Annotated in this window: 19 protein-coding genes and 2 tRNA genes; 6 read left to right on the top strand and 15 right to left on the bottom strand. The window is 73.3% G+C overall.

Annotated elements, in window-relative coordinates; translation table 11 throughout:
- Positions 1-162 precede the first annotated feature (162 nt).
- Complete coding sequence (locus KV381_RS12310) at positions 163-753, top strand: lytic polysaccharide monooxygenase (RefSeq protein ID WP_030087772.1); 591 nt, start codon at positions 163-165, stop codon at positions 751-753.
- A 26-nt stretch (positions 754-779) separates the two neighbouring features.
- A complete protein-coding gene (locus KV381_RS12305; RefSeq protein WP_193463278.1) occupies positions 780-2,432 on the top strand; it encodes an AMP-binding protein in 1,653 nt (550 codons plus the stop codon).
- A 58-nt stretch (positions 2,433-2,490) separates the two neighbouring features.
- Here KV381_RS12305 and KV381_RS12300 read toward each other — a convergent pair.
- The 7 genes from KV381_RS12300 to ehuB all read right to left on the bottom strand — a co-directional run bounded on the left by KV381_RS12300 (position 2,491) and on the right by ehuB (position 7,357).
- Positions 2,491-2,564, bottom strand: a tRNA-Lys gene (locus KV381_RS12300).
- Positions 2,565-2,651: 87 nt separating this feature from the next.
- Positions 2,652-3,221, bottom strand: coding sequence for a hypothetical protein (locus KV381_RS12295; protein ID WP_030087775.1), 570 nt, complete (start codon positions 3,219-3,221; stop codon positions 2,652-2,654).
- Positions 3,222-3,290: 69 nt separating this feature from the next.
- Positions 3,291-4,049: an IclR family transcriptional regulator gene (locus KV381_RS12290; RefSeq protein WP_030087777.1), complete on the bottom strand. Its 759-nt coding sequence runs from the start codon at positions 4,047-4,049 to the stop codon at positions 3,291-3,293.
- Positions 4,050-4,216: 167 nt separating this feature from the next.
- Positions 4,217-5,074, bottom strand: coding sequence for an ectoine/hydroxyectoine ABC transporter ATP-binding protein EhuA (ehuA, locus tag KV381_RS12285; RefSeq protein ID WP_030087779.1), 858 nt, complete (start codon positions 5,072-5,074; stop codon positions 4,217-4,219).
- Positions 5,064-5,708: an ectoine/hydroxyectoine ABC transporter permease subunit EhuD gene (gene ehuD, locus KV381_RS12280; protein ID WP_030087781.1), complete on the bottom strand. Its 645-nt coding sequence runs from the start codon at positions 5,706-5,708 to the stop codon at positions 5,064-5,066. The genes ehuA and ehuD overlap by 11 nt, the downstream gene beginning before the upstream one ends.
- Entirely contained in the window at positions 5,705-6,436 is a 732-nt protein-coding gene (ehuC, locus tag KV381_RS12275; RefSeq protein ID WP_030087782.1) for an ectoine/hydroxyectoine ABC transporter permease subunit EhuC, read from the bottom strand. The genes ehuD and ehuC overlap by 4 nt, the downstream gene beginning before the upstream one ends.
- A gap of 18 nt (positions 6,437-6,454) precedes the next feature.
- A complete protein-coding gene (gene ehuB, locus KV381_RS12270; protein WP_030087784.1) occupies positions 6,455-7,357 on the bottom strand; it encodes an ectoine/hydroxyectoine ABC transporter substrate-binding protein EhuB in 903 nt (300 codons plus the stop codon).
- 223 nt (positions 7,358-7,580) lie between these two features.
- On the opposite strand from ehuB, the gene KV381_RS12265 reads away from it, so the two are divergent.
- Positions 7,581-8,048 carry a hypothetical protein gene (locus KV381_RS12265; RefSeq protein WP_030087786.1) on the top strand — a complete coding sequence of 156 codons (468 nt, stop codon included), beginning with the start codon at positions 7,581-7,583 and terminating at the stop codon, positions 8,046-8,048.
- Here the strand turns inward: KV381_RS12265 and KV381_RS12260 are convergent.
- On the bottom strand, positions 8,038-9,024 hold the full coding sequence (locus KV381_RS12260) for a D-2-hydroxyacid dehydrogenase (protein WP_032791057.1): 987 nt from the start codon (positions 9,022-9,024) through the stop codon (positions 8,038-8,040). The two genes, KV381_RS12265 and KV381_RS12260, sit on opposite strands and share 11 nt — an antisense overlap.
- Before the next feature lie 248 nt (positions 9,025-9,272).
- On the opposite strand from KV381_RS12260, the gene KV381_RS12255 reads away from it, so the two are divergent.
- Positions 9,273-9,944 carry a decarboxylase gene (locus KV381_RS12255; protein ID WP_218785208.1) on the top strand — a complete coding sequence of 224 codons (672 nt, stop codon included), beginning with the start codon at positions 9,273-9,275 and terminating at the stop codon, positions 9,942-9,944.
- A 120-nt stretch (positions 9,945-10,064) separates the two neighbouring features.
- Positions 10,065-11,204, top strand: coding sequence for an LLM class flavin-dependent oxidoreductase (locus tag KV381_RS12250; protein ID WP_218785207.1), 1,140 nt, complete (start codon positions 10,065-10,067; stop codon positions 11,202-11,204).
- Between the two features lie 22 nt (positions 11,205-11,226).
- Here the strand turns inward: KV381_RS12250 and KV381_RS12245 are convergent, their stop codons facing one another.
- Positions 11,227-13,158 carry an EAL domain-containing protein gene (locus KV381_RS12245; protein ID WP_098025440.1) on the bottom strand — a complete coding sequence of 644 codons (1,932 nt, stop codon included), beginning with the start codon at positions 13,156-13,158 and terminating at the stop codon, positions 11,227-11,229.
- Between the two features lie 386 nt (positions 13,159-13,544).
- On the opposite strand from KV381_RS12245, the gene KV381_RS12240 reads away from it, so the two are divergent.
- Positions 13,545-14,786 carry a M6 family metalloprotease domain-containing protein gene (locus KV381_RS12240; RefSeq protein WP_218785206.1) on the top strand — a complete coding sequence of 414 codons (1,242 nt, stop codon included), beginning with the start codon at positions 13,545-13,547 and terminating at the stop codon, positions 14,784-14,786.
- A 64-nt stretch (positions 14,787-14,850) separates the two neighbouring features.
- On the opposite strand, the gene KV381_RS12235 is transcribed toward KV381_RS12240, so the two are convergent.
- The 6 genes from KV381_RS12235 to KV381_RS12210 all read right to left on the bottom strand — a co-directional run bounded on the left by KV381_RS12235 (position 14,851) and on the right by KV381_RS12210 (position 20,561).
- Positions 14,851-14,924, bottom strand: a tRNA-Lys gene (locus KV381_RS12235).
- The gene (locus KV381_RS12230) at positions 14,915-15,601 is read right to left on the bottom strand and encodes a bifunctional DNA primase/polymerase (RefSeq protein ID WP_098025438.1); all 687 of its coding nucleotides are present in this window, start codon (positions 15,599-15,601) and stop codon (positions 14,915-14,917) included. Before KV381_RS12230 ends, KV381_RS12235 begins: the two co-directional genes overlap by 10 nt.
- A 285-nt stretch (positions 15,602-15,886) precedes the next feature.
- A complete protein-coding gene (locus KV381_RS12225) occupies positions 15,887-16,228 on the bottom strand; it encodes a hypothetical protein (RefSeq protein WP_098025437.1) in 342 nt (113 codons plus the stop codon).
- A 229-nt stretch (positions 16,229-16,457) separates the two neighbouring features.
- Positions 16,458-17,792: an AAA domain-containing protein gene (locus KV381_RS12220; RefSeq protein WP_218527371.1), complete on the bottom strand. Its 1,335-nt coding sequence runs from the start codon at positions 17,790-17,792 to the stop codon at positions 16,458-16,460.
- A 67-nt stretch (positions 17,793-17,859) separates the two neighbouring features.
- Complete coding sequence (locus tag KV381_RS12215; protein WP_218785205.1) at positions 17,860-19,536, bottom strand: hypothetical protein; 1,677 nt, start codon at positions 19,534-19,536, stop codon at positions 17,860-17,862.
- Entirely contained in the window at positions 19,527-20,561 is a 1,035-nt protein-coding gene (locus KV381_RS12210; protein ID WP_030087803.1) for a hypothetical protein, read from the bottom strand. Before KV381_RS12210 ends, KV381_RS12215 begins: the two co-directional genes overlap by 10 nt.
- Positions 20,562-20,651 lie beyond the last annotated feature (90 nt).

Raw genomic sequence — 20,651 nt, 5'->3', positions numbered from 1 at the left:
ATGTTCACGCCGCGTCAATAATCTAAGACTTGGTCTAGACCGCAGCACCGCATGCACAGGCACCACACAGGTGTCCCACAGGCACCACGCACACGCACCAAGCGCGCAGCAGTCGAGCAATGCTCATGGAACCTCCCCCACGTTCTAGAGGAGCGACAGCCCATGCGGAAAAAGGCAAGCGCGGCCGTGATCGGTCTGGCGATAGCGGGCGTCTCGGTGCTCGCCACCACCAGCGCCAGCAGCCACGGCTACACGGACTCCCCGATCAGCCGTCAGAAGCTCTGTGCCAACGGCACGGTGACCGGCTGCGGCAACATCCAGTGGGAGCCGCAGAGCGTCGAGGGGCCCAAGGGCTTCCCGGCGGCAGGACCGGCGGACGGCAAGATCTGCTCCGGCGGCAACGGACAGTTCGCCCAGCTCGACGACCCCAGAGGCGGTAACTGGCCCGCCACGCAGGTCACCGGCGGACAGGGCTACAACTTCCGCTGGCAGTTCACCGCCCGCCACTCCACCAGCGACTTCCGCTACTACATCACCAAGAACGGCTGGGACTCCACCAAGCCGCTCACCCGGGCCGCACTCGAATCGCAGCCCTTCATGACCGTGCCCTACGGGAACCAGCAGCCGCCGGCCACGCTGACCCACCAGGGCACGATCCCCACCCAGAAGAGCGGCAAGCACATCATCCTCGCCGTGTGGAACGTCGCGGACACCACCAACGCGTTCTACGCCTGCTCCGACGTTAAGTTCTGACGCTTCATCAGTTATCGTGCGGCGCCATGAGGAGTACCGGCACCGTCGCGGAGCTCGTACGACGTCAATGGGGTGACCACCGGCCCGCCCTGAAGCACGGCCCCACCGTGCTCAGTCATCACCAGGTGGTCGAGGGCGCCGCCGCACGGGCGGCGCTCCTCGCGGATCTGCTGCCGCGCGGCGGCGAACCGCACCTCGCCGTACTGCTCGACAACACCCCTGAGTTCCCGCTGTGGCTCAGCGCGGCGGCCCTGGCCGGGGCCGCCGTCGCGGGCATCAACCCGACCCGGCGCGGCCCCGAGCTGGCCCGCGACATCCTGCACACCGAAGCCCGGGTCCTGATCACCGAGCGCGCCCATCTGCCGCTCCTCGCGGACCTGGAGCTGCCGGGCGTACGGGTGGTGGTCACCGGCACCGAGGCGTACGCCGCCCTGCTCGCTCCGTACGCGGGCGCACGCCCCGGCGACGCCGTGCTCGCCCCGGTCGGTCCCGACAGCCGCATGCTCCTCTACTTCACCTCCGGCTCCACCGGCGCGCCCAAGGCCGCGATCTGCACCCAGGGCCGGCTCGCCGGGGCAGGCGCCTCCCTCGCCGGGCACTTCGGCGTACGGCCCTCCGACACCCACTACATCTGCATGCCGATGTTCCACGGCAACGCGGTCCTCGCCGACTGGGCCCCGGCGCTCTCCGCCGGAGCCGCCATAGCGCTGCGCCCCCGCTTCTCGGCCTCCGCCTTCCTCGACGACGTACGCGCCTACGGGGCGACGTACTTCACCTACGTGGGGCGGGCCGTGCAGTACCTGCTGGCCACCCCCGAGCGCCCCGACGACCGGGACCACCCCCTGCGCCTGGGCTTCGGCACCGAGGCGGGCGCGGTGGACGCGGCCCGGTTCCGGGAGCGGTTCGGGGTGCGGCTGGTGGAGGGGTACGGCTCCTCCGAGGGCGGCGCGGCCATCCAGCACACCCCCGGCACCCCGGCCGGCGCGATCGGCCGGGCCGCCCCGGGCGACGATCTCGCCGTCGTCGACCCGGAGAGCGGTGCGGAGCGGGCCCCGGCCCGCTTCGGCCCGGGCGGGCGGCTGCTCAACGGAGACGAGGCCATCGGCGAGCTGGTCAACCGGGGCCCGACGCCCTTCGAGGGCTACTGGCGCAACCCGGCGGCGGACGCGGAGCGGGCCCGGCGCGGCTGGTACTGGACCGGCGACCTCTTCTACCGGGACGCCGACGGCTTCCTCTACTTCGCCGGCCGCACCGACGACCGGCTCCGCGTCGACAGCGAGAACCTGGCCGCCGCGACGATCGAGCACATCCTGGCCCGCTGGGAGGAGGTGGCGGCCGCCGCCGTCCACGCCGTCCCGGACCCGGTCACCGGCGACCAGGTGATGGCCGCCCTGACGCTCCGGGTGGGCGCGGCCTTCGATCCGGCCGCCTTCGCCGCGTTCCTGCGCGCCCAGCCGGACCTGGGGACGAAGATGGCCCCGCGCTTCGTCCGGATCCTCGACCGGATGCCGGTCACCGCGACGAACAAGATCCACCGGGTGGCGCTGCGCCGGGCGGGCTTCCGCTGCCCGGACCCGGTCTGGTGGGACCGGGACGGCGACGGGACGTATGTGCCGCTGGACGCGGCGGGGCTCGCGGCCCTGCTGGAACGGTACGAGGAGCACGGCACGCCCCTGTGAGCCGTTCCCGGAAAAGCGAAGTGGCGGCCTTCGTGAAGAAGACCGCCACCCCGTGTCGTGCGCCGTCAGGGACTCGAACCCCGGACCCGCTGATTAAGAGTCAGCTGCTCTAACCAACTGAGCTAACGGCGCCTGCTGACTCGAAAATAATACCTGGTCCGCAGGGGTGCTGATGACACCCTCCGCCCGGGAGCCTCCCGGAGCCCGCCCGGACCGCGCTCAAGCCGCCCCGTGCCCGCCCACCGCGTCCGGGATCAGCGGCCCGATCCAGGCGGTGAACGGCTCCCGCAGCTCCTCGCCCGCCGCCCGGACGATCTCGTTCGGATCCTCGGCGGCCTCCAGGCCGAAGCGGTCGCGCAGCCAGGCCCGGAACGCGGGGTTCTCCGGGCAGGGGTCGTAACCGTCCCCGTCGTCCCCGTCCTGCTCCCCTCCTTCCTCCTCGCGCTCGTCGAAGTAGTCCAGGCGGTCCCAGCCGCCCATCGGCTCCCAGCCGGAGGCGAGGACGCGCAGCAGCTCGGGCAGGTCGCGCGCCGCGACGTGGACGCCGCCCTCGTCGCCGAGGAAGAGCACCGGCAGGGTGGCGAGGTCGGCGCGGTCGTCCCGCAGCCAGAACGCATAGGTCGAGCCGGATCCGGTGGCCTGGGCGAAGGGCCGGATGCGGTCGGAGAGCTGGGGGTAGCCGCCGTCGTCGTGGCCGAGCTCGATCAGCTCGAAGCCGGGGGCGTAGGAGTCGTCGACGCCCGCGTCGAACTCCGCGAGCAGGTCCAGGGTGGGGGTCGGTGTCCGCATGGCGGTGACGCTACCCGGGGCCTCGGACAGCTCCCGCCCCGGCCGGACCCGGGCGGGGCGGGAGAGTCCCTACAGCGCCAGCGACAGCAGCACCGGCGCCGCGCGGCGGCTCAGCGTCTCGGCCGCCGACTTCAGCCGGTGCGCGTCCTCGATCGGCAGTGACAGGGCGAGGCAGCCCGCGGAGGAGCCGGCCGTCAGCGGCACGGCCGCGCAGACGGTGCCCACCGCGTACTCCTGGAGGTCCAGCACCGGGACCGTGGCGGACTGGGCGTCCAGCTGCGAGAAGAGGATCTTCTCGTTGGTGATCGTCCGCGAGGTGAGCCGGGCCGTCCGGTGCCGGGAGATGTGGTCGCGCCGCCCGTCGTGGTCCAGCTGGGCCAGCAGGCACTTGCCGACCGCGCTGGCGTGCGCGGAGGAGCGGAAGTCCACCCACTCGTTGACCGCCGGGGTGAGCGGGCCGTCCGCGACCTGGGTCACGCTGACCTCGCCGTCCACATAGCGGCTGAGGTAGACCGCCGCGCCGACGGAGTCGCGCAGCTCGGCGAGGGTGAGCTGGAGTCGGTCCTCCAGGGCCTGGCGACGGGCCGCCCCGGAGCCGAGCAGCAGCAGCGAGGCGCCGATGACGTACGCGCCGTCGCTGACCTGCTCCACATAGCCCTCGCGGCGCAGGGTGAGGAGCAGGGAGGCGAGGTGGCCGGTGGGCAGCCCCGTCTCGCGGGAGATCTGGGTGTCGGTCACGCCGTCGCCGTGCTGGGAGACCGTTTCGAGCACGCGCAGGGCGTACTGCACCGAGTGGAACGGTGCGGTCGGCTCGGGCTTCAACGCCACGGTGTCCCCCTACCAGGTTGTGACCGCAAGCTTTCGCTCCACGATAGCCGCCGAACCGCCGGTACGGGGCGGCAGTTGACGAGTCAGTAGGCGCGCCCCGGAGCTGTCAGCTGGGGCGCACCCGTCTGGCATATGCCAACGTCATGGGCGGTGGCTCAATCGCGAGGTCACAGGACCGCGTTGAGGAACTCGCGCGTACGTTCGTGCGACGGATCGGAGAAGATTTTTTCCGGCGATCCGGACTCCACGACCCGCCCCGCGTCGAACATCAGCACCTTCTCCGAGACGTCCCGGGCGAAACTCATCTCGTGGGTCACGCAGACCATGGTGATGTCGGTGTTCCGGGCGATGTCCTCCAGCAGCTCCAGCACGCCCGCCACCAGCTCCGGGTCGAGCGCCGACGTCACCTCGTCCAGCAGCAGGATCTCCGGCTCCATGGCCAGGGCGCGGGCGATGGCGACCCGCTGCTGCTGGCCGCCGGAGAGCTGCGAGGGGTGGGCGTCGACCTTCGCCGAGAGCCCGACCAGGTCCAGCAGTTCCCGGGCCCGGGTCTCCGCCTCCTCGCGGCTCCTGCCGAGCACGCTGACCGGGGCCTCGGTGATGTTCTCGATCACCTTCATGTTCGGGAAGAGGTTGAACTGCTGGAAGACCATCCCGATCTTCTTCCGGGACTCCCGCAGCTGCTTCTCGCCCGCGGGCTTCAGCGCACCGCCCGGGGTGCGGACGTGGGTCAGCGGTGAGCCGTCGACCCAGATCACCCCGCCGCTGACCTTCTCCAGCGTCATCAGCAGCCGCAGGATCGTGGTCTTGCCCGAACCGCTGGGCCCGATCAGGGTGACGTGCTCGCCGCGGTCCACGGTGAAGTCCAGCTCGTCCAGGACCACATGGTCGCCGTAGCGCTTCACCACCTTGTCGAACCGCACCAGCGGCTCGCCCGTGCGGGCCGCGGCCGGGACGGCGTCCTCGGGAGCTGCGGCCGGCCCCGGCGACTCCGTCTTCTTCAGGGGGAGGGGTTCAGTGGCCAAGGCGCTTCTCCAGCTTTCTCATCAACAGCGACGTGGGGTAGCTCGCGACCAGGAAGATCAGGCCTGCGAGGGTGAACACCTCGGTGTACGCGAAGTGTTCGGCCCCGTACTTCCGGGCCTCGAAGACCATCTCCTGCACCGTGATCACGGCGAGGAACGGCGTCTCCTTGAACATCGAGATCGCGTAGTTCCCGAGCGCGGGCAGCACCTTGCGCACCGCCTGCGGCAGGATCACGGCCTGCCAGGTGCGCCGGGGCGACAGCGACAGCGCGCGGCACGCCTCCCACTGGCCCTTCGGCACCCCGTCGATCCCGGCCCGGTAGACCTCGGAGGTGTACGCGGCGTAGTGGACGCCCAGCACGGTGATGCCGATGTACAGCGGCTCCACCGTGTTGAACAGGGCCGCCGCGCCCACCAGTTGGACCAGCAGCGGGGTGGAGCGGACGAACTCCGTGACGAGGCGCACCGGGACTGTCACGAACCGGCTGGGCGCCCGCCCGGCCACCGCGACGGCCAGCCCCAGCACGGCCGCCACCAGGGTGCCGAGCACGGTGGCGAGCAGGGTGACCTTGAACCCCTCCAGGAGGAGCGGCAGGGACTCGCGGACGGCGTCCCAGTCGAAGCCGTCGTTCATCGGGTACCTCCCACGGCGGCGGTGGACGCGCTGCGGCTCTTGAACAGGCTCGTCCCGCCGGTGGCCAGGCCGAGCCGCCGCTTGGCGCTCCGCTCCAGCAGGTTCATCAGCATCGTCAGCGCGTAGGCCAGCACGAAGTAGACCGCCAGCAGGGTCAGATAGGCGGTGAGGGTCTCACCCGTGCGGTCGCGCAGCGTCTGCACCACCGTCATCAGGTCGGCCGCCGAGAGCAGCCACAGCAGCGGGGTGCACTTCAGCAGCTGGATCAGCAGATTGGTGAAGGAGGGGATCATCTGCACCCAGGCCTGCGGCAGGATCACCTTCCACAGCCGCCTGGACGGCGACAGGTTGAGGGCGATCGCCGCCTCGTACTGCGCGCGCGGTACGGAGTTGATGGCGCCGCGCACCACTTCGGCGCCGTACGCACCGTAGTTGAGGCCGAACGCGACCACCCCGCACGCCACCGGCGCCAGTTCGTAGCCGGTCACCAGCGGCATCGCGTAGTAGAGCCAGAACAGCTGGATGTAGAGGGAGGTCCCCCGGAAGAACTCCACGACCACCCGGGAGACCCCGCGGGCCAGGAGCAGCCGGCTGTTCGCCATCAGACCGAGTGCGAAGGCCAGCACCCCGGCCAGCAGCGCGCCCAGGACCGTGGCCTGGAGCGTCACCCATAGACCCGAGCGGACCTGGGGGAACTCCTCGACGAGGAGGGAGAAGAAGTCACTCATACGTGCGCGTCCGCCCCGTCAGCCCTTGCACAGATCCGCGGTCTTCAGGTCGGCGGGCGGGATCTCCGACTCCCCGAACCCGTACTCCTTGAGCAGCCCCACATAGCGGGAGCGGTCCGACACGATCTTCTTCAGCTCGCGGTTGAAGGAGTCCCGCAGGTCCTCGTTGCCCTTGCGGAACACCGCGCCGCCCGGCGAGAACTGCTCCTTGCCGTCCAGCTGCGGCACGAACGCCTCGGTCACCTCGGTGTCCGGGTTGGTCTTCGCCAGCCAGCGCAGCGAGATGCCGGTGAGCAGGAACGCGTCGATCCGGCCGCCCTTGACCGCGTCCGCCCCGTCCTGAGGCTTCTGCAGCGTCTTGATCCTGTCTTCCGCGATGCCCGCGCCCTTGGCGTAACTGCCCTCCACCGCACCCGACATCACACCGACGGTGATCCCCGCCTCCTTCGCGGAGGCCAGGTCGGTGACCTTCTTCGGGTTGCCCTTCTTCACCATCAGCGCGGTCGGCGAGATGAACTCCGGCTCGGAGAAGATCGCGTTGCCGCAGCGCTCCGGGGTGATGGCCATGCCCGCGCTGACCACGTCGTACTTCCCGGCCTGGAGCCCGGGGATCAGCCCGTCCCACTCGGAGAGCGTCGGCTTCAGCTCGTCCACCCCGAGCGCCTTGAAGATCTCGCGGTGCAGCGTCGGGGCCTCGCCCTTGAGCTCCTTGCCCTCCAGGTAGCCGTACGGGGCCTCGTTCGCGTACGCCACCCGTACGAAGCCCTGCTTGCGGAGCTTGTCCAGGGCGCCCTCGCCGGTCGCGGAGCCGGAGTCGGTCTTGCTGCACGCGGTGAGGAGGCCGGGAACGACGAGGAGGCCGCCCACGGCCGCCGATCCGTTGAGGAAACCCCGGCGGGACAGGTTCGGGAATTCAGCCATGGTTCGCAATCTCCTGGAGGTCGAACAGTCCGGACAGGGTGAGCGCCTGCCCGATCCCGTACGTCTATGCAGGAAGCCGGGGCATGTAACCCAACAGTGGCCGGAAGGTGACCTTCCCGTGCCCGAAGGAGGGCGGAGGGCGACCGGCGGTGCGCGGGGCGTGTTCCCCCGTCGCGGAGCATTCATGACCTCACGTCGGTCACTTCTGTGGTCAGCTGGTGCCATGGTTGCCCTTTGGACAAGCGTCGTGGCGGTCGTGGGCACGCTCCTGGGAGCCGTGGTCACGTACCTCTTCCAGCGCCAGACCGCCGCGCGCACGGAGAGGTTCTCCCGGTCGGAGGCGCTCCGGCAGGAACGCACCGCCACCTACAGCTCGTTCGCCGCCGCGGCGGAGGAGTACCGGCACGGGCAGGCGGGCCGCTGGTACCGCATGCGGCAGGGCCACGTCGCCGATGCGTTCATCGAGGCGCGCGACGAGGCCCACCGGCTGCGCACCGCCACCCGGCAGGTGCTCTACCGGGTCAAACTGCTCACCGACGACCCGGAGGTGGTCGGCGCCGCGGAGGAGGCATACCGGCGCACCCGGGACGTTTCGACCGCCCAGGACCAGGCCGAGCACGACGCGCTGGACGCCGGGGCCAGGGAGGCCATCGAGGCGTTCGTCGTCCGCGCCGCGCCGCTCACGCGTTGAGGGCGTCGAGCCCGCCGGGAGCGTCGAGGTCGGCGGAGGGGACGTAACCGCGTTCCTTGTCGACCACGTTCGGCAACGGCTCGCCCCGCGAGCGGCGTTCGTACAGCGCGACGAACTGCTCGCTCAGCCGGTCGCGCCACCCCACCGTGTCCCCGCTCAGATGCGGCGAGACCAGCAGCCCCGGAACGTCCCACAACGGGCTCTCCGGGCCCAGCGGTTCGTCCTCGAACACGTCGAGCGCCGCCCCCGCGAACCAGCGGCGGTTCAACGCGTCCACCAGATCGGCCTGCACCACGCTCGCCCCGCACCCCACGTTGATGAACCGCGCCGAGGGCTGGAGCAGTCCGAAGAAGCGCCGGTCGAACATCCCGCGCGTCGACTCCGTCAGCGGGGCCGCCGCGATCACCCAGTCCGCCCGCGCCGCCAGCCGGTCCAGGTCCGCCACGCCGTGGATGGTGCGCCGGGCGGTCCGCGCCACCAGCGCCACCGTGACGCCCAGGCCGTGCAGCAGCCGGGTGATCTCGCGGCCGACGGGGCCCGCGCCGACGACCACCGCCCGTGAACCGGCCACCTGCTGCCCGTCCCGGTGGTGCCAGCGCCGCTCCCGCTGGCGGGCGAGGGTGGCGGGCAGATCCTTGGCGAACGCCAGCACCAGACCCGTCACGTACTCGGCGACCGGCCGCTCGAAGATCCCCCGCGCGTGGGTGAGCACGGTGTCGGAGGCGACCAGCTCCGGGCAGAGCAGCCGGTCCACGCCCGCGCTCGCCGTGTGCACCCAGCGCGGCCGCGGCCCGGGCCCCGGCCAGGCCTCCCGTACGGCGTCCGACGCGACGTCCCACACCAGCAGCGCATCGGCGGCCGGCAGCCGCTCGGCGAGCGAGGCGGCGTCCGCGTACCGTACGTCCACCCTGCCGGTGAGCCGGCCGAGCCGCGGGGACGGTTCGGCGTCGAGGACGAGCAGGACGGGATCCGGCATGGGCGGTCGGCCCTCCGCGGTGGACGTGGACACGGACGTGAACGATCGCCACGCTCGCAGCAGGCCACCCCCGCGTCAACGAGGCCCGGCCGCGCGCCCCGGCGCCCGCGCGGGGGAATACTGGGAACAAGTCGGGGCAAGAGTGACCGGTCGCGCGGTCACGGCCGCCGGAGCGTTCGCAGGGCCGCCGCGCCCGTGCCGGGGCCGCTCGCCGCGCGGCGAGCCGTCGACGCACAGGAAGGGTGGACATGACGACCGTAGGACTTCTCTACCCGGGCCACGCCGCCGAGGACGACTTCCCACGGATCGAGATCCTGCTCGACACCGACATCCGGCTGCCCCTGTTCTCCACCGAGACCGGCGAGGACGCCTACCGTCCCGACGCGCTGCGCGAGCAGGGCGCGGCCGAGCGGATCGCCGAAGGCGTGGAGGAACTGCGCCTCGGGGCCTGCGGCAGGGCTCGCGGCGGCAGCTTCGCTGGGCCAGCCTCCACGGCTTCGGCCACGCGGTACGGGGCGGCGGGCTCGCCGTCGCCGCGCCCACCCGGACGACGGGTCGGCCCGCCACGCCTGGAGTCGGCGGGCATCGAGGTGGTGGCCGCCGCGTCCGGCGGGGCGGGCTCCTCGGCGGAGGCCGGGTCCTGGGGCCCGGACGAGGTGAAGCGGCTGGTGCGCGAGGCGGACCACCCGGACGCCGAGGTGGTGCTGGTCCCGGACACCGCGCTGCACACCGCCGCGTACGTCCCCGAGCTGGAGGAGCTGCTCGGCAAGCCCGTCCTCACGGCGAACCAGGTCACGGTGTGGGAGGGGCTGCGCCTCGCCGACCGCCGCACCTGGGCCCCGACGCTCGGGACGCTGTTCGCCACCCGCGAGCCGGTGCTGCGGCAGCTGGAGCCGAAGGGCATCGAGGTGCGGGAGTAGGAGGCGCAAGCAGCGCCGCCGCGCGCGCACCGGACCCGTCGGGAATAAAACGGAGTCGCCCTCCTGTTGTCTCCCTCCGATACGCAGACGTACGACAGCAGCACCGGGAGAGGCCGACACGTGGACGAGATCCGAGGCGACGAGACCCGCGACGACGCGAGGGGCGGCGCGAGTGACGGTGACGGGATCCGGGGCGTCGCAGCCGGAACGGCCGCCGTTCCGCTGTCCGTCCTCGACCTGGTCACCGTGGGGCAGGGCCGCACCGCGACCCAGGCCCTGCGCACCAGCGTGGAGATCGCGAAGCTCACCGAGAGCCGCGGTTTCCACCGCTTCTGGGTGGCCGAGCACCACTCCATGCCCGGGGTCGCCTCGTCCTCCCCGGCCGTGATCCTCGCGCACATCGCCGCCCACACCGGGCGCATCCGCCTCGGCTCCGGCGGTGTGATGCTGCCCAACCACGCACCGCTGGTGATCGCCGAGCAGTTCGGCACCCTGGAGGCGATGGCCCCGGGCCGGATCGACCTCGGCCTCGGCCGGGCCCCCGGCACGGACGGCGCGACGGCGGCGGCCCTGCGCCGCAGCGACCGGCTCAACGAGGGCGCTGATGACTTCCCGCAGCAGCTCATGGAGCTGATCCGCTTCCTGGACGACGACTTCCCCGACGGACACCCGTACGGCCGGATCCACGCCGTGCCCGGCCCGGTCCAGGCGACCGCCGACGGCGGCGTGCAGTCCGCGCACCGGCCGCCGGTCTGGCTGCTGGGCTCCTCCGGCTTCAGCGCGCGGCTGGCCGGCACGCTCGGGCTGCCGTTCGCCTTCGCGCACCACTTCTCGGCGCAGAACACCATCCCCGCGCTCGACCTGTACCGCGAGTCCTTCCGGCCCTCCGCCGTGCTGGACGCCCCGTACGCCCTGATCGGGGTCTCGGCGCTGGCCGCCGACGACGAGCGCGAGGCCCGCCGCCAGGTGCTGACCGGCGCGCTGTCCATGGTCCGGCTGCGCACCGGCCGCCCGGGGCTGATCCCGAGCCCGGAGGAGGCGGAGGCGTACGCCTTCTCGCCGATGGAGCGGGAGTTCGTCGACGGCTGGCTCTCCAACGTCGTCCACGGCACCGCCGACGAGGTCCGCGGCGGCCTCGACGACCTGGCGAAGCGGACCGGCGCCGACGAGCTGATGATCACCGCCAACGCCCACGGCGGCGACGCGCGGCTGCGCAGCTACGACCTGATCGCGGACGCGTACGGCCTGCCCGCCGCCTAGCCGCTCCCACGGGTGGTCCCGGTCAGCCCTCCAGCGGCCGGGACCCGATCAGGCCGGCGATCTGCTCCGGCGCCACGGCCCGTGAGTACAGCCAGCCCTGCCCGGTGTCGCAGCCGATCCGCCGCAGCCGCTCCGCCTGCCCGGCCGTCTCCACGCACTCCGCGGTGACGGTCAGGCCCAGGCGGTGCGCCAGCTGCACCATGGCCTCCACGATCGTCTCGTCGGCCGGGCTCGGATGCGTACCGTCCTCGTACCGGAAGCCCTTCACGAACGCCCCGTCCAGCTTCAGCACGGAGACCGGCAGCCGGCTGAGGTAGGCGAGGTTGCTGTACCCCGTGCCGAAGTCGTCGATGGCGATCCGTACGCCCATGTCGCTCAGCGCCTGGAGCGCCCGCAGCGGACGGCCGCCCGAGCCCATCACCGCCGACTCGGTCAGCTCCAGCTGGAGCAGCCCGGGGGCGAGCTCCGTCTCCGCCAGGATCTCGGCCACATCGGCGACCAGGTCGGAGTCCCAGACCTGCCGTACGGCGACATTGACGCTGATGAACAGCGGCGGCTCGTCCGGGTGGTCCAGCTGCCAGCGCCGCGCCTGCCGGCACGCGGTGCGCAGCACCCAGCGGCCGAGCTGGACGATCGAGCCGTCCTCCTCGGCGATCTGGACGAACCGATTCGGCGGCAGCACGCCGAACTGCGGATGGTTCCAGCGCACCAGCGCCTCGACCCCGCGCAGCACCCCGTCCGCCATCCCGACCAGCGGCTGGTACTCCAGCGTGAACTCGCCGCGCTCCACGGCGGGCCGGAGCGTGGAGGAGAGGGACTGCCGGGTCATGCGGTGGGCGTTGCGCTCCGGGTCGAACACGGTCCAGCGGGCCTTGCCGTCCGCCTTCGCCCAGTACAGCGTGGTGTCGGCGGCCTGCATCAGACCGGTGGGCGAGGTGCCCGCCGCGGTCCGCTCGACCACCCCGATCGACGCGGAGACCGAGAGCCGCTGCCCGGCCAGGTCGAACGGCTGCTGGAGCGCGGTGAGCACCGAGCGGGCCAGGTCGGTCAGCTCCTCCGTACCGGTCGAGTCCTCGACCAGGATCGCGAACTCGTCGCCGCCCAGGCGCGCCACCAGCCGGCTGCCGCCGGGGTTGCGGGAGGCGTCGTTCTCGGCGCAGTCGGTGAGCCGGGCGGCGACGGCGGCCAGCAGCCGGTCGCCGGTCCGGTGGCCCAGGGTGTCGTTGATCGCCTTGAAGCCGTCCAGGTCCAGATAGCAGAGCCCGATCCGGCCGTGCTGCCGGGGCGGCAGCGAGTCGTCCTGGTACGGCGGGGTCTCCAGGGCCGAGGCGAGCCGCTCGAAGAACAGCGTCCGGTTGGGCAGCCGGGTCACCGGGTCGTGCATCTGGAGGTGGCGCAGCCGCTCCTGGAGCTCGAGCCGGTCGCTGACGTCCGCGACCGTCAGCAGCACCCGGGCGGACTCCGCCGCCGACGCCCCGGTCATCGGTACGACGGTGATCTCGGCCCACAGCGAGCGCCCGTCGGGGTGCTTGAGGCGGCGGGTGCAGCGGAACCGGGAACGGCGGCCCAGCAGGACCTCGCGATACGCGTGCCAGGTGCGGTCGTCGGAGGCGAGGTCGAGCAGGTCGCACGCCTGCCGCCCGGCGAGGACCGCCGCCGGGGCGCCCAGCAGCCCGCCGAGCGCCTCGTTGGCGCGTACGACGTGGCCCCGGCCGTCGACGACGCCCATGGGGAGCGTGGCGGCGTTGAAGGCGGCCCGGTAGTCGCGCAGTTCGGCGGCGGTGGGACCGTCACCGGCGTCGGCACGGCAGGGACCGGCGGGCGACGGATCCGTGGGCGCCGGGCGCGCGGGGGTGGGATCCACCGCCGCCGCATGACGCTCCGTGACCGGCGCGGAGGGCCCGCCGGAGGCCGTGCCTGCCGGGGCGCTCGGCCCTTCGGAGGTTCCGCTCACCGCTCGCTCCCGCTGTGAAGGTCGTCGTGAACTGGTGGGGTCGGACAGGCCACCGGGTGGCGGTTCCGTGAAGGGACCCGTTCCACGCGGGAAAGCGTGGTGAAGCATAGAGGGTGCCGCGTCGGCCGTTCCAGCTCGCCGTCCGGTCCGGGCCATCGAGCGGGTCCGTGCATGGCTGGTAGCAGGCGTTCCGCTTTGCCCGTTCCTGATTGGTTCTGCGCGTATCTGTCGCTTCGGATGGCTGAGCTGATCGATGGTGACGTTCCGTGAGGGTGTGGGTGGTGATTTTGACCGCTGACCCGTGTGGGGCAGCACAACAGGGCGTGCCGTGGTGAAGCGGCACAGGGTGGACGGGAAGGACCGCGTTTCCCCACCCGGAGGTCGATGTGCCGTCCCGTCGCGGACCGGAGCGAGCGGAACGGCCGCCCCTGCGCAGTCTGGCCGCCGCCGCCACCTCGCTGCTGGCGCTCGCCGCCATGTCCCTCGTCGCCGGGCCCGCCGCGGCCGCCACCGGGGATGCCGCTCCCTGCGCCCTGCCCCGGACGGCGGCGCACCACTCGCTCGGCCTGAACACCTGGAACGGGTCCTATCCGCGCCCCGACCGGGAGCTCGACGCGGTCATGATCTTCCTGTCCTTCCCGGACTCCGAGCCCACGCTCACCCCCGAGACGCTCACCGCCGACCACTTTCCCGCCACCACCCGCTTCTTCGAGCGCGCCAGCTACGGCCGGTTCACCCTGCGCGCCCATCCGCAGCGCACCTGGACACTGATGCCGCGCGACTCCACCTGGTACGGCATAGAGCGCGACTGGGACGCCGAGCGGCGCACCGCCTATCTGCGCGACGCCATCGACGCCGCCGACCCGGAGGTGGACTTCTCCCGGTACGACGTCGTCTACCTGGTGGCCGACCCGGACGCCCCCGGCGTCGACTCCGACGCCACCAAGGTCGTCAACTTCGAGCGGCCGCTGCGCGCCGACGGCAGCGACATCCGGCGCGTGGTCACGGTCTTCGAGCAGCACCCGCCCGACCGCAACGTCCTCGCCCACGAGACCGGGCACGTCTTCGACCTCGCCGACCTCTACCACCGGCCCACCGACGGCAAGGGCGACTGGGACACCCATGTCGGCGACTGGGACGTCATGGGCAGCCAGTTCGGCCTCGCCCCCGACCTGTTCGGCTGGCACAAGTGGAAGCTCGGCTGGCTCGGCGGCCGCCAGGTCGTCTGCGTCCAGGGCTCGGCCGACCTCACCCTGGAACCGGTCGCCGCCGCCCCGGTGCCCGGCGGGTCGATCGGCACCCGGCTCGCCGTCGTCCGTACCGGCAGCGACAGCGCCCTGGCCATCGAGGCCCGCAGCGCCACCGGGAACGACCGGGGCACCTGCGCCGAGGGCATCCTGATCTATCGCGTCCGCAGCGGTACGGCCTCCGGCGGCGGTCCCGTCGAGGTGGTCGACACCCATCCGAACACCGGGGCCTGCTGGGACCGCTCCGTCTACCCGCCGCTGGCCGACGCCCCGCTCGGGGTCGGAGAGACCTTCACCGTGCCGGGCGCGGGCACCCGCGTCGAGGTCGCCGACCGCACCCCGTCCGGCTCCTGGACCGTCCGGATCACCACCGGCGTCTGACCGCACCGCCCGGCGCCGGAACACGAAGAAGCCCCCCGCTTCCGCGAGGGGCTTCTTCCGTCGGTGCGCCGTCAGGGACTCGAACCCCGGACCCGCTGATTAAGAGTCAGCTGCTCTAACCAACTGAGCTAACGGCGCCTGCTGACGTCGTAGACATTAGCATCCTGATCCGCCCGAGGAAAAATCGTCTGTGCGGCACCCCGGGAGGCCGCGGACCGGCTCACCCGCACACAGGCCCAGAGCAGCACATCGGGGCCCGGCAGCCAGGGGTTACGGGTGTCGGGGGCGACCACCCAGCGCGGACCGCCGTCGGACGAAGGGCAGGTCAGCGGCGGTACGGTCACGGCGTCACCGGTGCCGTGACAGAGCAGCGGCGGCACCTCGCCGCGCCGCTCGCCGGGGCCCGCCGCACCACCGGATCCCCACTCCTCCCAGGCGAGCAGCGAGGGCAGCCGCTGGGCCGTCCCGGGGGCGGCGAACAGCAGCATCCGGCCCCGGTGCGTGGCGACCGGGCCGGAGCCGGGGCCCTCGGCCCAGAGCCGCTCCAGCATCCGCCGCCCGAACAGCGCCGGCACGTTCACGACGTCGAAGGCGGAACCGCACGGGAGCACCCCGGGCGCCGTGGGGCGCTCCTCCCACTGGGCGAGCGTGCTGCGCGGGTACGGGGCGGCCCCCGCCAGCCAGGCGGCGCCGGCCGCCGTGACCTGGGCGGCCTGGGGGCCGGACTGGTCACGCAGCAGGGCGAAGATGTCGACGCCGTGGTGCGGGGCGGCACCGGCCTGCAGGGTCGTTTCGTCTTTCAGCCATGCGCTCATGGAGAAAGGTCTACCGGGAGTGACGGAAAGGATTCCGAGAGTTGCGGGAAACCGGGACAGGGCCGGAGGGGGAGGGGTATCTTGCGCGCCGGAATATGCCACGGGACCTGACCCCCGGCCTGCCGGAACAGCACCTGCCCCGCCCGCCCCACGCGTCACATCGGCCCCATGGTCGACGCCTGCCCGGAAGAGCCCCGTGGGTCAGGCTCCGGGCGCCGGGCTTCGGATGCCGGGCTTCGGGTGTCAGGCGTCGGGCGTCGTGCTCCGGACGTCGGGCTCCGGGTGTCAGGCTCTGGGAGCGTCCAGCAGGGTGCGGCCGAACTCGATCATCTTCTTCGCGTAGTCCTCGGTCCACTCCGCGCGCTCCGCGACATCCGCCGCCGTCAGCCGGTCGAACCGGCGCGGGTCGGCGAGCTGCGCCGCCGCCAGCGCCTGGAACTCCACCGACCGGTCCGTCGCCGCCCGGAAGGCCTGCGTCAGCTCGGTCGCACGGGCCAGCAGCTCGCGGGGGTCCTCCATCGACTCCAGGTCGAAGAAGTGCTCCGGGTCCGCCGTGGCCTGAGACGGCTCGAAGAGCAGCGGCGCGGGGCGCAGCCGCTGCCGTTCGTTCCGCTCGGACTGTGTCATGTGGTGTTCCTCCCTCGGGCGACCTGATGACCGGAAGACCCGGACGGCCACCCTCCATTGTCCAACCCCGCGCAAGGGGGCCGGGGCGTGCGTCGGGGGCGCGGGGGAGCGACGCCCGCTCTGGGCCGTGACCGTGCGCCCCGGCATCGGGGCTCCGGGAACGTGCCCCCCGGCACCGGGGCTCCGGGAACGCTCCCTCGGCCCGGTGGCTCCGGCGACGCGCCCCCGCTCAGGGCCGCCACCGCACCCGCCGCTCCGTGAGGTGGGCCAGCACCGCGTGGTTCGCCTCCCAGCCGTCGGGGAACTTCACCGTGACGCCCAGCTGGACCGGCTCGGTGGACGGATGCTCGTCCAGCAGATCCGCCACCCCCTCCCGGCACACCACGACGCACGCGTGCCGGTGCCGCGAGGCCAGCACGCACAGCCGGCCCGTCTCCAGATGGAAGGCCGTGGCGTCGGGCCGCCCCGACAGCGGGTGCAGCACCACCGTGACGTCGAACTCGCGGCCCTGGAGCCGGTTCGCCGTGTCCACCGCGACCCCCGTGACGCCCAGCTCCGCGAGGGCCGCCCGCACCGCCGCCGCCTGGTCCCGGTGGGCCGTGCCGACCGCCACCCGGTCCGCCGTCACCGGCACCGGATCCTCCGCCCGCTCGCTGGTGGCGACGCCGCCCCGGTCCAGCAGCCGCCGGACCACCAGCGCCACCGCCCGTACCGCCTCGGGGTCGGTGCGCGGGGTGTGCCGGGCCGGCAGCTCCAGCAGACCCCACCCGGACTCCGCCGCCACGTCCAGCACCCGGTCGGGCCCCGACCCGTCCGACGCCACCCCGAACGAGAGCTTCCGGTCCCCGTGGTCCGTACCGCTGCGGAACGGGGTGTACGGGTAGAACGCGTCCGACACCAGCGGGGCCGCCGACGCGGGCAGCCGCCACGACACCGGCAGCCGGTGCTGCGGCAGCTCCGGATTGTGCGCGAGCAGCGTGGACACCGCGCTCGCCGACGGGTCGTAGCTCAGCCCCGCCCACTGGTCGGCGCCGACGATCGAGAACGGGTCCAGCTGGCCCGGATCCCCGACGAACAGCGCCCGCTCGAACAGCCCGGCCACGGCCAGCAGCGCGTCCGAGCGCATCTGGTACGCCTCGTCGACGATCGCGTGTCCCCACGGCTCCACGTTCTTCACGTGCGCCCACTTGGCGGCCGTCGAGATCACCACGTCGAGCCCGGCCAGATCCGCCGCCTTCGCCGACTTCGTCACGTTGGCGAGCCCGTCCAGCACCTTGTCGTACGGGTCGGAGTCGCTGCTGTGCAGCCGCCCCACCGGCAGCTCCGGGTCCTTCTCCGCGAGCCGCACCACCAGGTCGTCGACCTGCGCGTTCGTCTGTGCGATCACCATCAGCGGATGGCCGGCGGCGGCCAGCTCCAGTGCCGCCCGGACCACGAGCGTCGACTTGCCCGCGCCGGGCGGCGAGTCCACGACGACGCCCCGGGAGGAGCCGCGCAGGGTGTCGTCGAGGATCGCGCCGGTCGCGCGCGCCGCCTCCGCGCCCGGGTCGAAGACGGCACGCACAGCGGGTCCTCCCGGGTGGCCGGTCGTCACAGCGGTCCCTCCGTGGCGGTGGCGACGGCGGTCGGGATCACAGCAGGTCCTCCGGGGTCACGGGGTCGGGGTGCTCCGCGCGCGTCGCGGCGTCCGCGCCCGGCGGGCCGCCGTGGGTCCACGGCGTCTCCTCCGGGTCCGGCAGCTTCGGGCCGCCGCGCTGGTCGTGCTCGAACAGGGTCCAGGCGATCCGCTCCCCGGGCTCCGGCACCGAACCGGGGGCGGGCTCCTTGCCCCGGCCCATCCGGTCCAGGATCCGCAGCACCAGCAGGATCTCGCCGTCCTCGGCCACCGGGGAGGCGTCCCCGGCGGCGTCCCCGGCGGCAGAAGCGGCGTCCGCGTCGGCGGGTGCGGCGTCCGCGTACCGCACGAACTCCGCCGTCTGCGGCTTGCCGTCCAGCGAGCGGTAGACCTTCGTCCGCTCGCCCAGATGCGGCCGCTCGTCCGTGCGGACGGTGACCAGCGGGCGCGGGGAGGGCCGCTTGGACTCGGTGTACGCCATCTCCACCTCGGTCACCGTGGCGAGGAACGCCTCGCCCGCCAGCCGCCGCCCCGCCAGCACCAGCGGATCGTCCAGCGCCTCCTGGGCCTCCAGCTGGGCCTGGGCGGTCTCCCGGGAGGCCAGCTTCTGGGCCGCCGTCACCGCGTCGTCGCGGCGCGGCTGCGGCGGCTCGCCCGAGCGCACCCGGTCGCGGTGCGCGGTGAACGACCAGCGGTCCCGGGTCCAGCGGTCCTCGGCCCGGGCCCCCTCCGGCAGCTCCCGCAGCAGATCGAGGCTCCGCCACACCGCGTCCCAGGTCGGCAGCATCACCTTCGCCAGCAGGGAACGGATCGCCCGCTCGGCGTCGCTCAGCTCGCCGAGGCGGGCGTCCGCCGCGAGACCGTCCTCGGCGGACGCCAACGCCGTACGCGCCCGGTCGTACCGCTCGATCGCCGGGGCGAGGAGGCGGTTGTCGAAGTCCGGATCGGTGGCCGGTCCGGCCGGCGGGCACAGCAGCTGGCCCTCGCCGTCCCGGGCCAGCTCCGCCCGGAGCGCCGCCTCGGCCCCCGAGGAACCGGACGGCGGGTCGATCCAGGCCAGCAGCGCGCCCAGGTGCTGGTCCTCCAGGCTGCTCTGCCCGGTCGCCCAGTGCCGGTTCAGCAGATCCGTGGCGGCGGGCAGCAGCGAGGAACCGGGCACCCGGGCCCGCTCCCCGTAGTGCGTCAGCCAGCGGCCGAGCAGCGGCACCCGGGCCGGGGCCGGATACGGGGTGTCCGGATCGTCCTCGGCGGTGCGGCGGAACCGCATGGACCGGCCCAGCAGCCGCACGAACTCCACGCCCGCCCGGCTCGGCACGATCAGCTGCGCGGCGTCCGTGCACAGCTCGACCTCGACCTTGGTCTTCTTGCCGGTCGCCGGATCGGTCTCGTTGCGCTCGGCGGGCTCGACGACGTCCGCGTACGCCTCGATGTGCGGCAGGACCGCCTCCGCCAGCTCGGCCAGGAACGCGAACCGCAGGTCCCGGTCGCGCGGCTGGGCGACGGCCAGCAGCCGGGGCGCCTCCCGGTCCGTGCCGACCAGCGCCCCGAGCGGGGCCCCGGCCTCGCCGGCGGTGGTCAGCGGCACCAGCACCAGCGGCCGGTCGGTCAGATGGCGGTGCCGTACGGTCGCGAGCGGCTGGGCACGGCCGGTGTCGACGGCCTCCAGCCGGGCCAGGGTGGTGATCAGCGACATGCGGCCGCACCCTCCGGCGCCCCGGCGCGCGTGACGGAGGCTGCTTCCCGTGCCTCGGTCCGCAGGACGGCGGCGCTCTCCAGGGCCTCGGCGCGCAGGGCGGCGGCCCGGCGCAGCGCGGCGACCGTCGGATCGGCGGGATCGCCCTCCTTGCCCGCGGCGGCCGCCAGCACCCCGGCCACCGTCGTCAGCCCGCCCAGCTCACCGCGGACGCTGCGGCCCAGCGTCTCCACCGCGCCCTCGGCCCGGGACTTCGCCCGGCAGTGGAAGGCCAGCTCGCAGGCGGCCAGGCACTCCGGGGCGTACGCCGGGGGCACCGCCGCCACGGCGGCGTCCAGCTCCTCGGGCGGGCACGCCGGGTCGAACGTCGTGCCCTCCGGCAGCGCGGCCGCGATGTCCTCGACGCGCGTCAGCCGGGTCAGCTGCCGGCGGGTCACGGCGCGCTGCTTGCGTACGTCCACGACGGAGGCGGTCGGCAGGTTCGAGAAGTCCTTGGGGCAGACCAGCAGCACCCGGTGTCCGACCTCGGCACGCTCCGTGACCGCCGCGACCCGCTCCAGCGCCAGCACGTACACCGCGGCCTGCCGGGCGGCGGCGCCGACCTTCGAGGCGTCGGCGGAGGCGTCGATCATCGGAAACGACTTGATCTCGACGACCGTCCACCGGCCGTCGGGGTGCACCACCACCGCGTCCGGCTCCAGATAGGCGGGGGAGCCCGCCACCTCCAGGGCCAGCATCGGGTGGTCCAGCAGCGCCCAGCCGCCCGCCGCCGTGGCCTCCCGCAGGGCCAGCGCGGTGCGCGCGGCACGGCCCTCGGGACCGGCGGCGCTCAGATCGGGGGTGGCGACGTCACCGGCCGGGGCCGGGGCGCCGCCGCCGAGCCGTTCGTACAGCAGGCGCAGCAGCTCGGCCCCGCCGTCGGCCTTGACCTTCGCCTCGAAGGCGTTGCCCCGCATGAAGGCGAACTGGGACTGCCCGAAGGGGGCGGGGGAGCCGAGCGCGGTGGCCAGCACGCCCTTGTCCACCCCGGCGCCGTCGAGCAGGGCCCGCCGCTTGCAGCCGGGGTTGGCGGCCAGCGCGGCGAGGGCTCTCGCGTCGAGCGGATGCGGTGCGAC

The sequence above is a fragment of the Streptomyces sp. WY228 genome, assembly GCF_019287315.1.
Lineage (GTDB): Bacteria > Actinomycetota > Actinomycetes > Streptomycetales > Streptomycetaceae > Streptomyces > Streptomyces caviscabies.
Note: the sequence above shows the minus strand (reverse complement) of the source record. Positions and strands in the feature narration are given on the sequence as shown.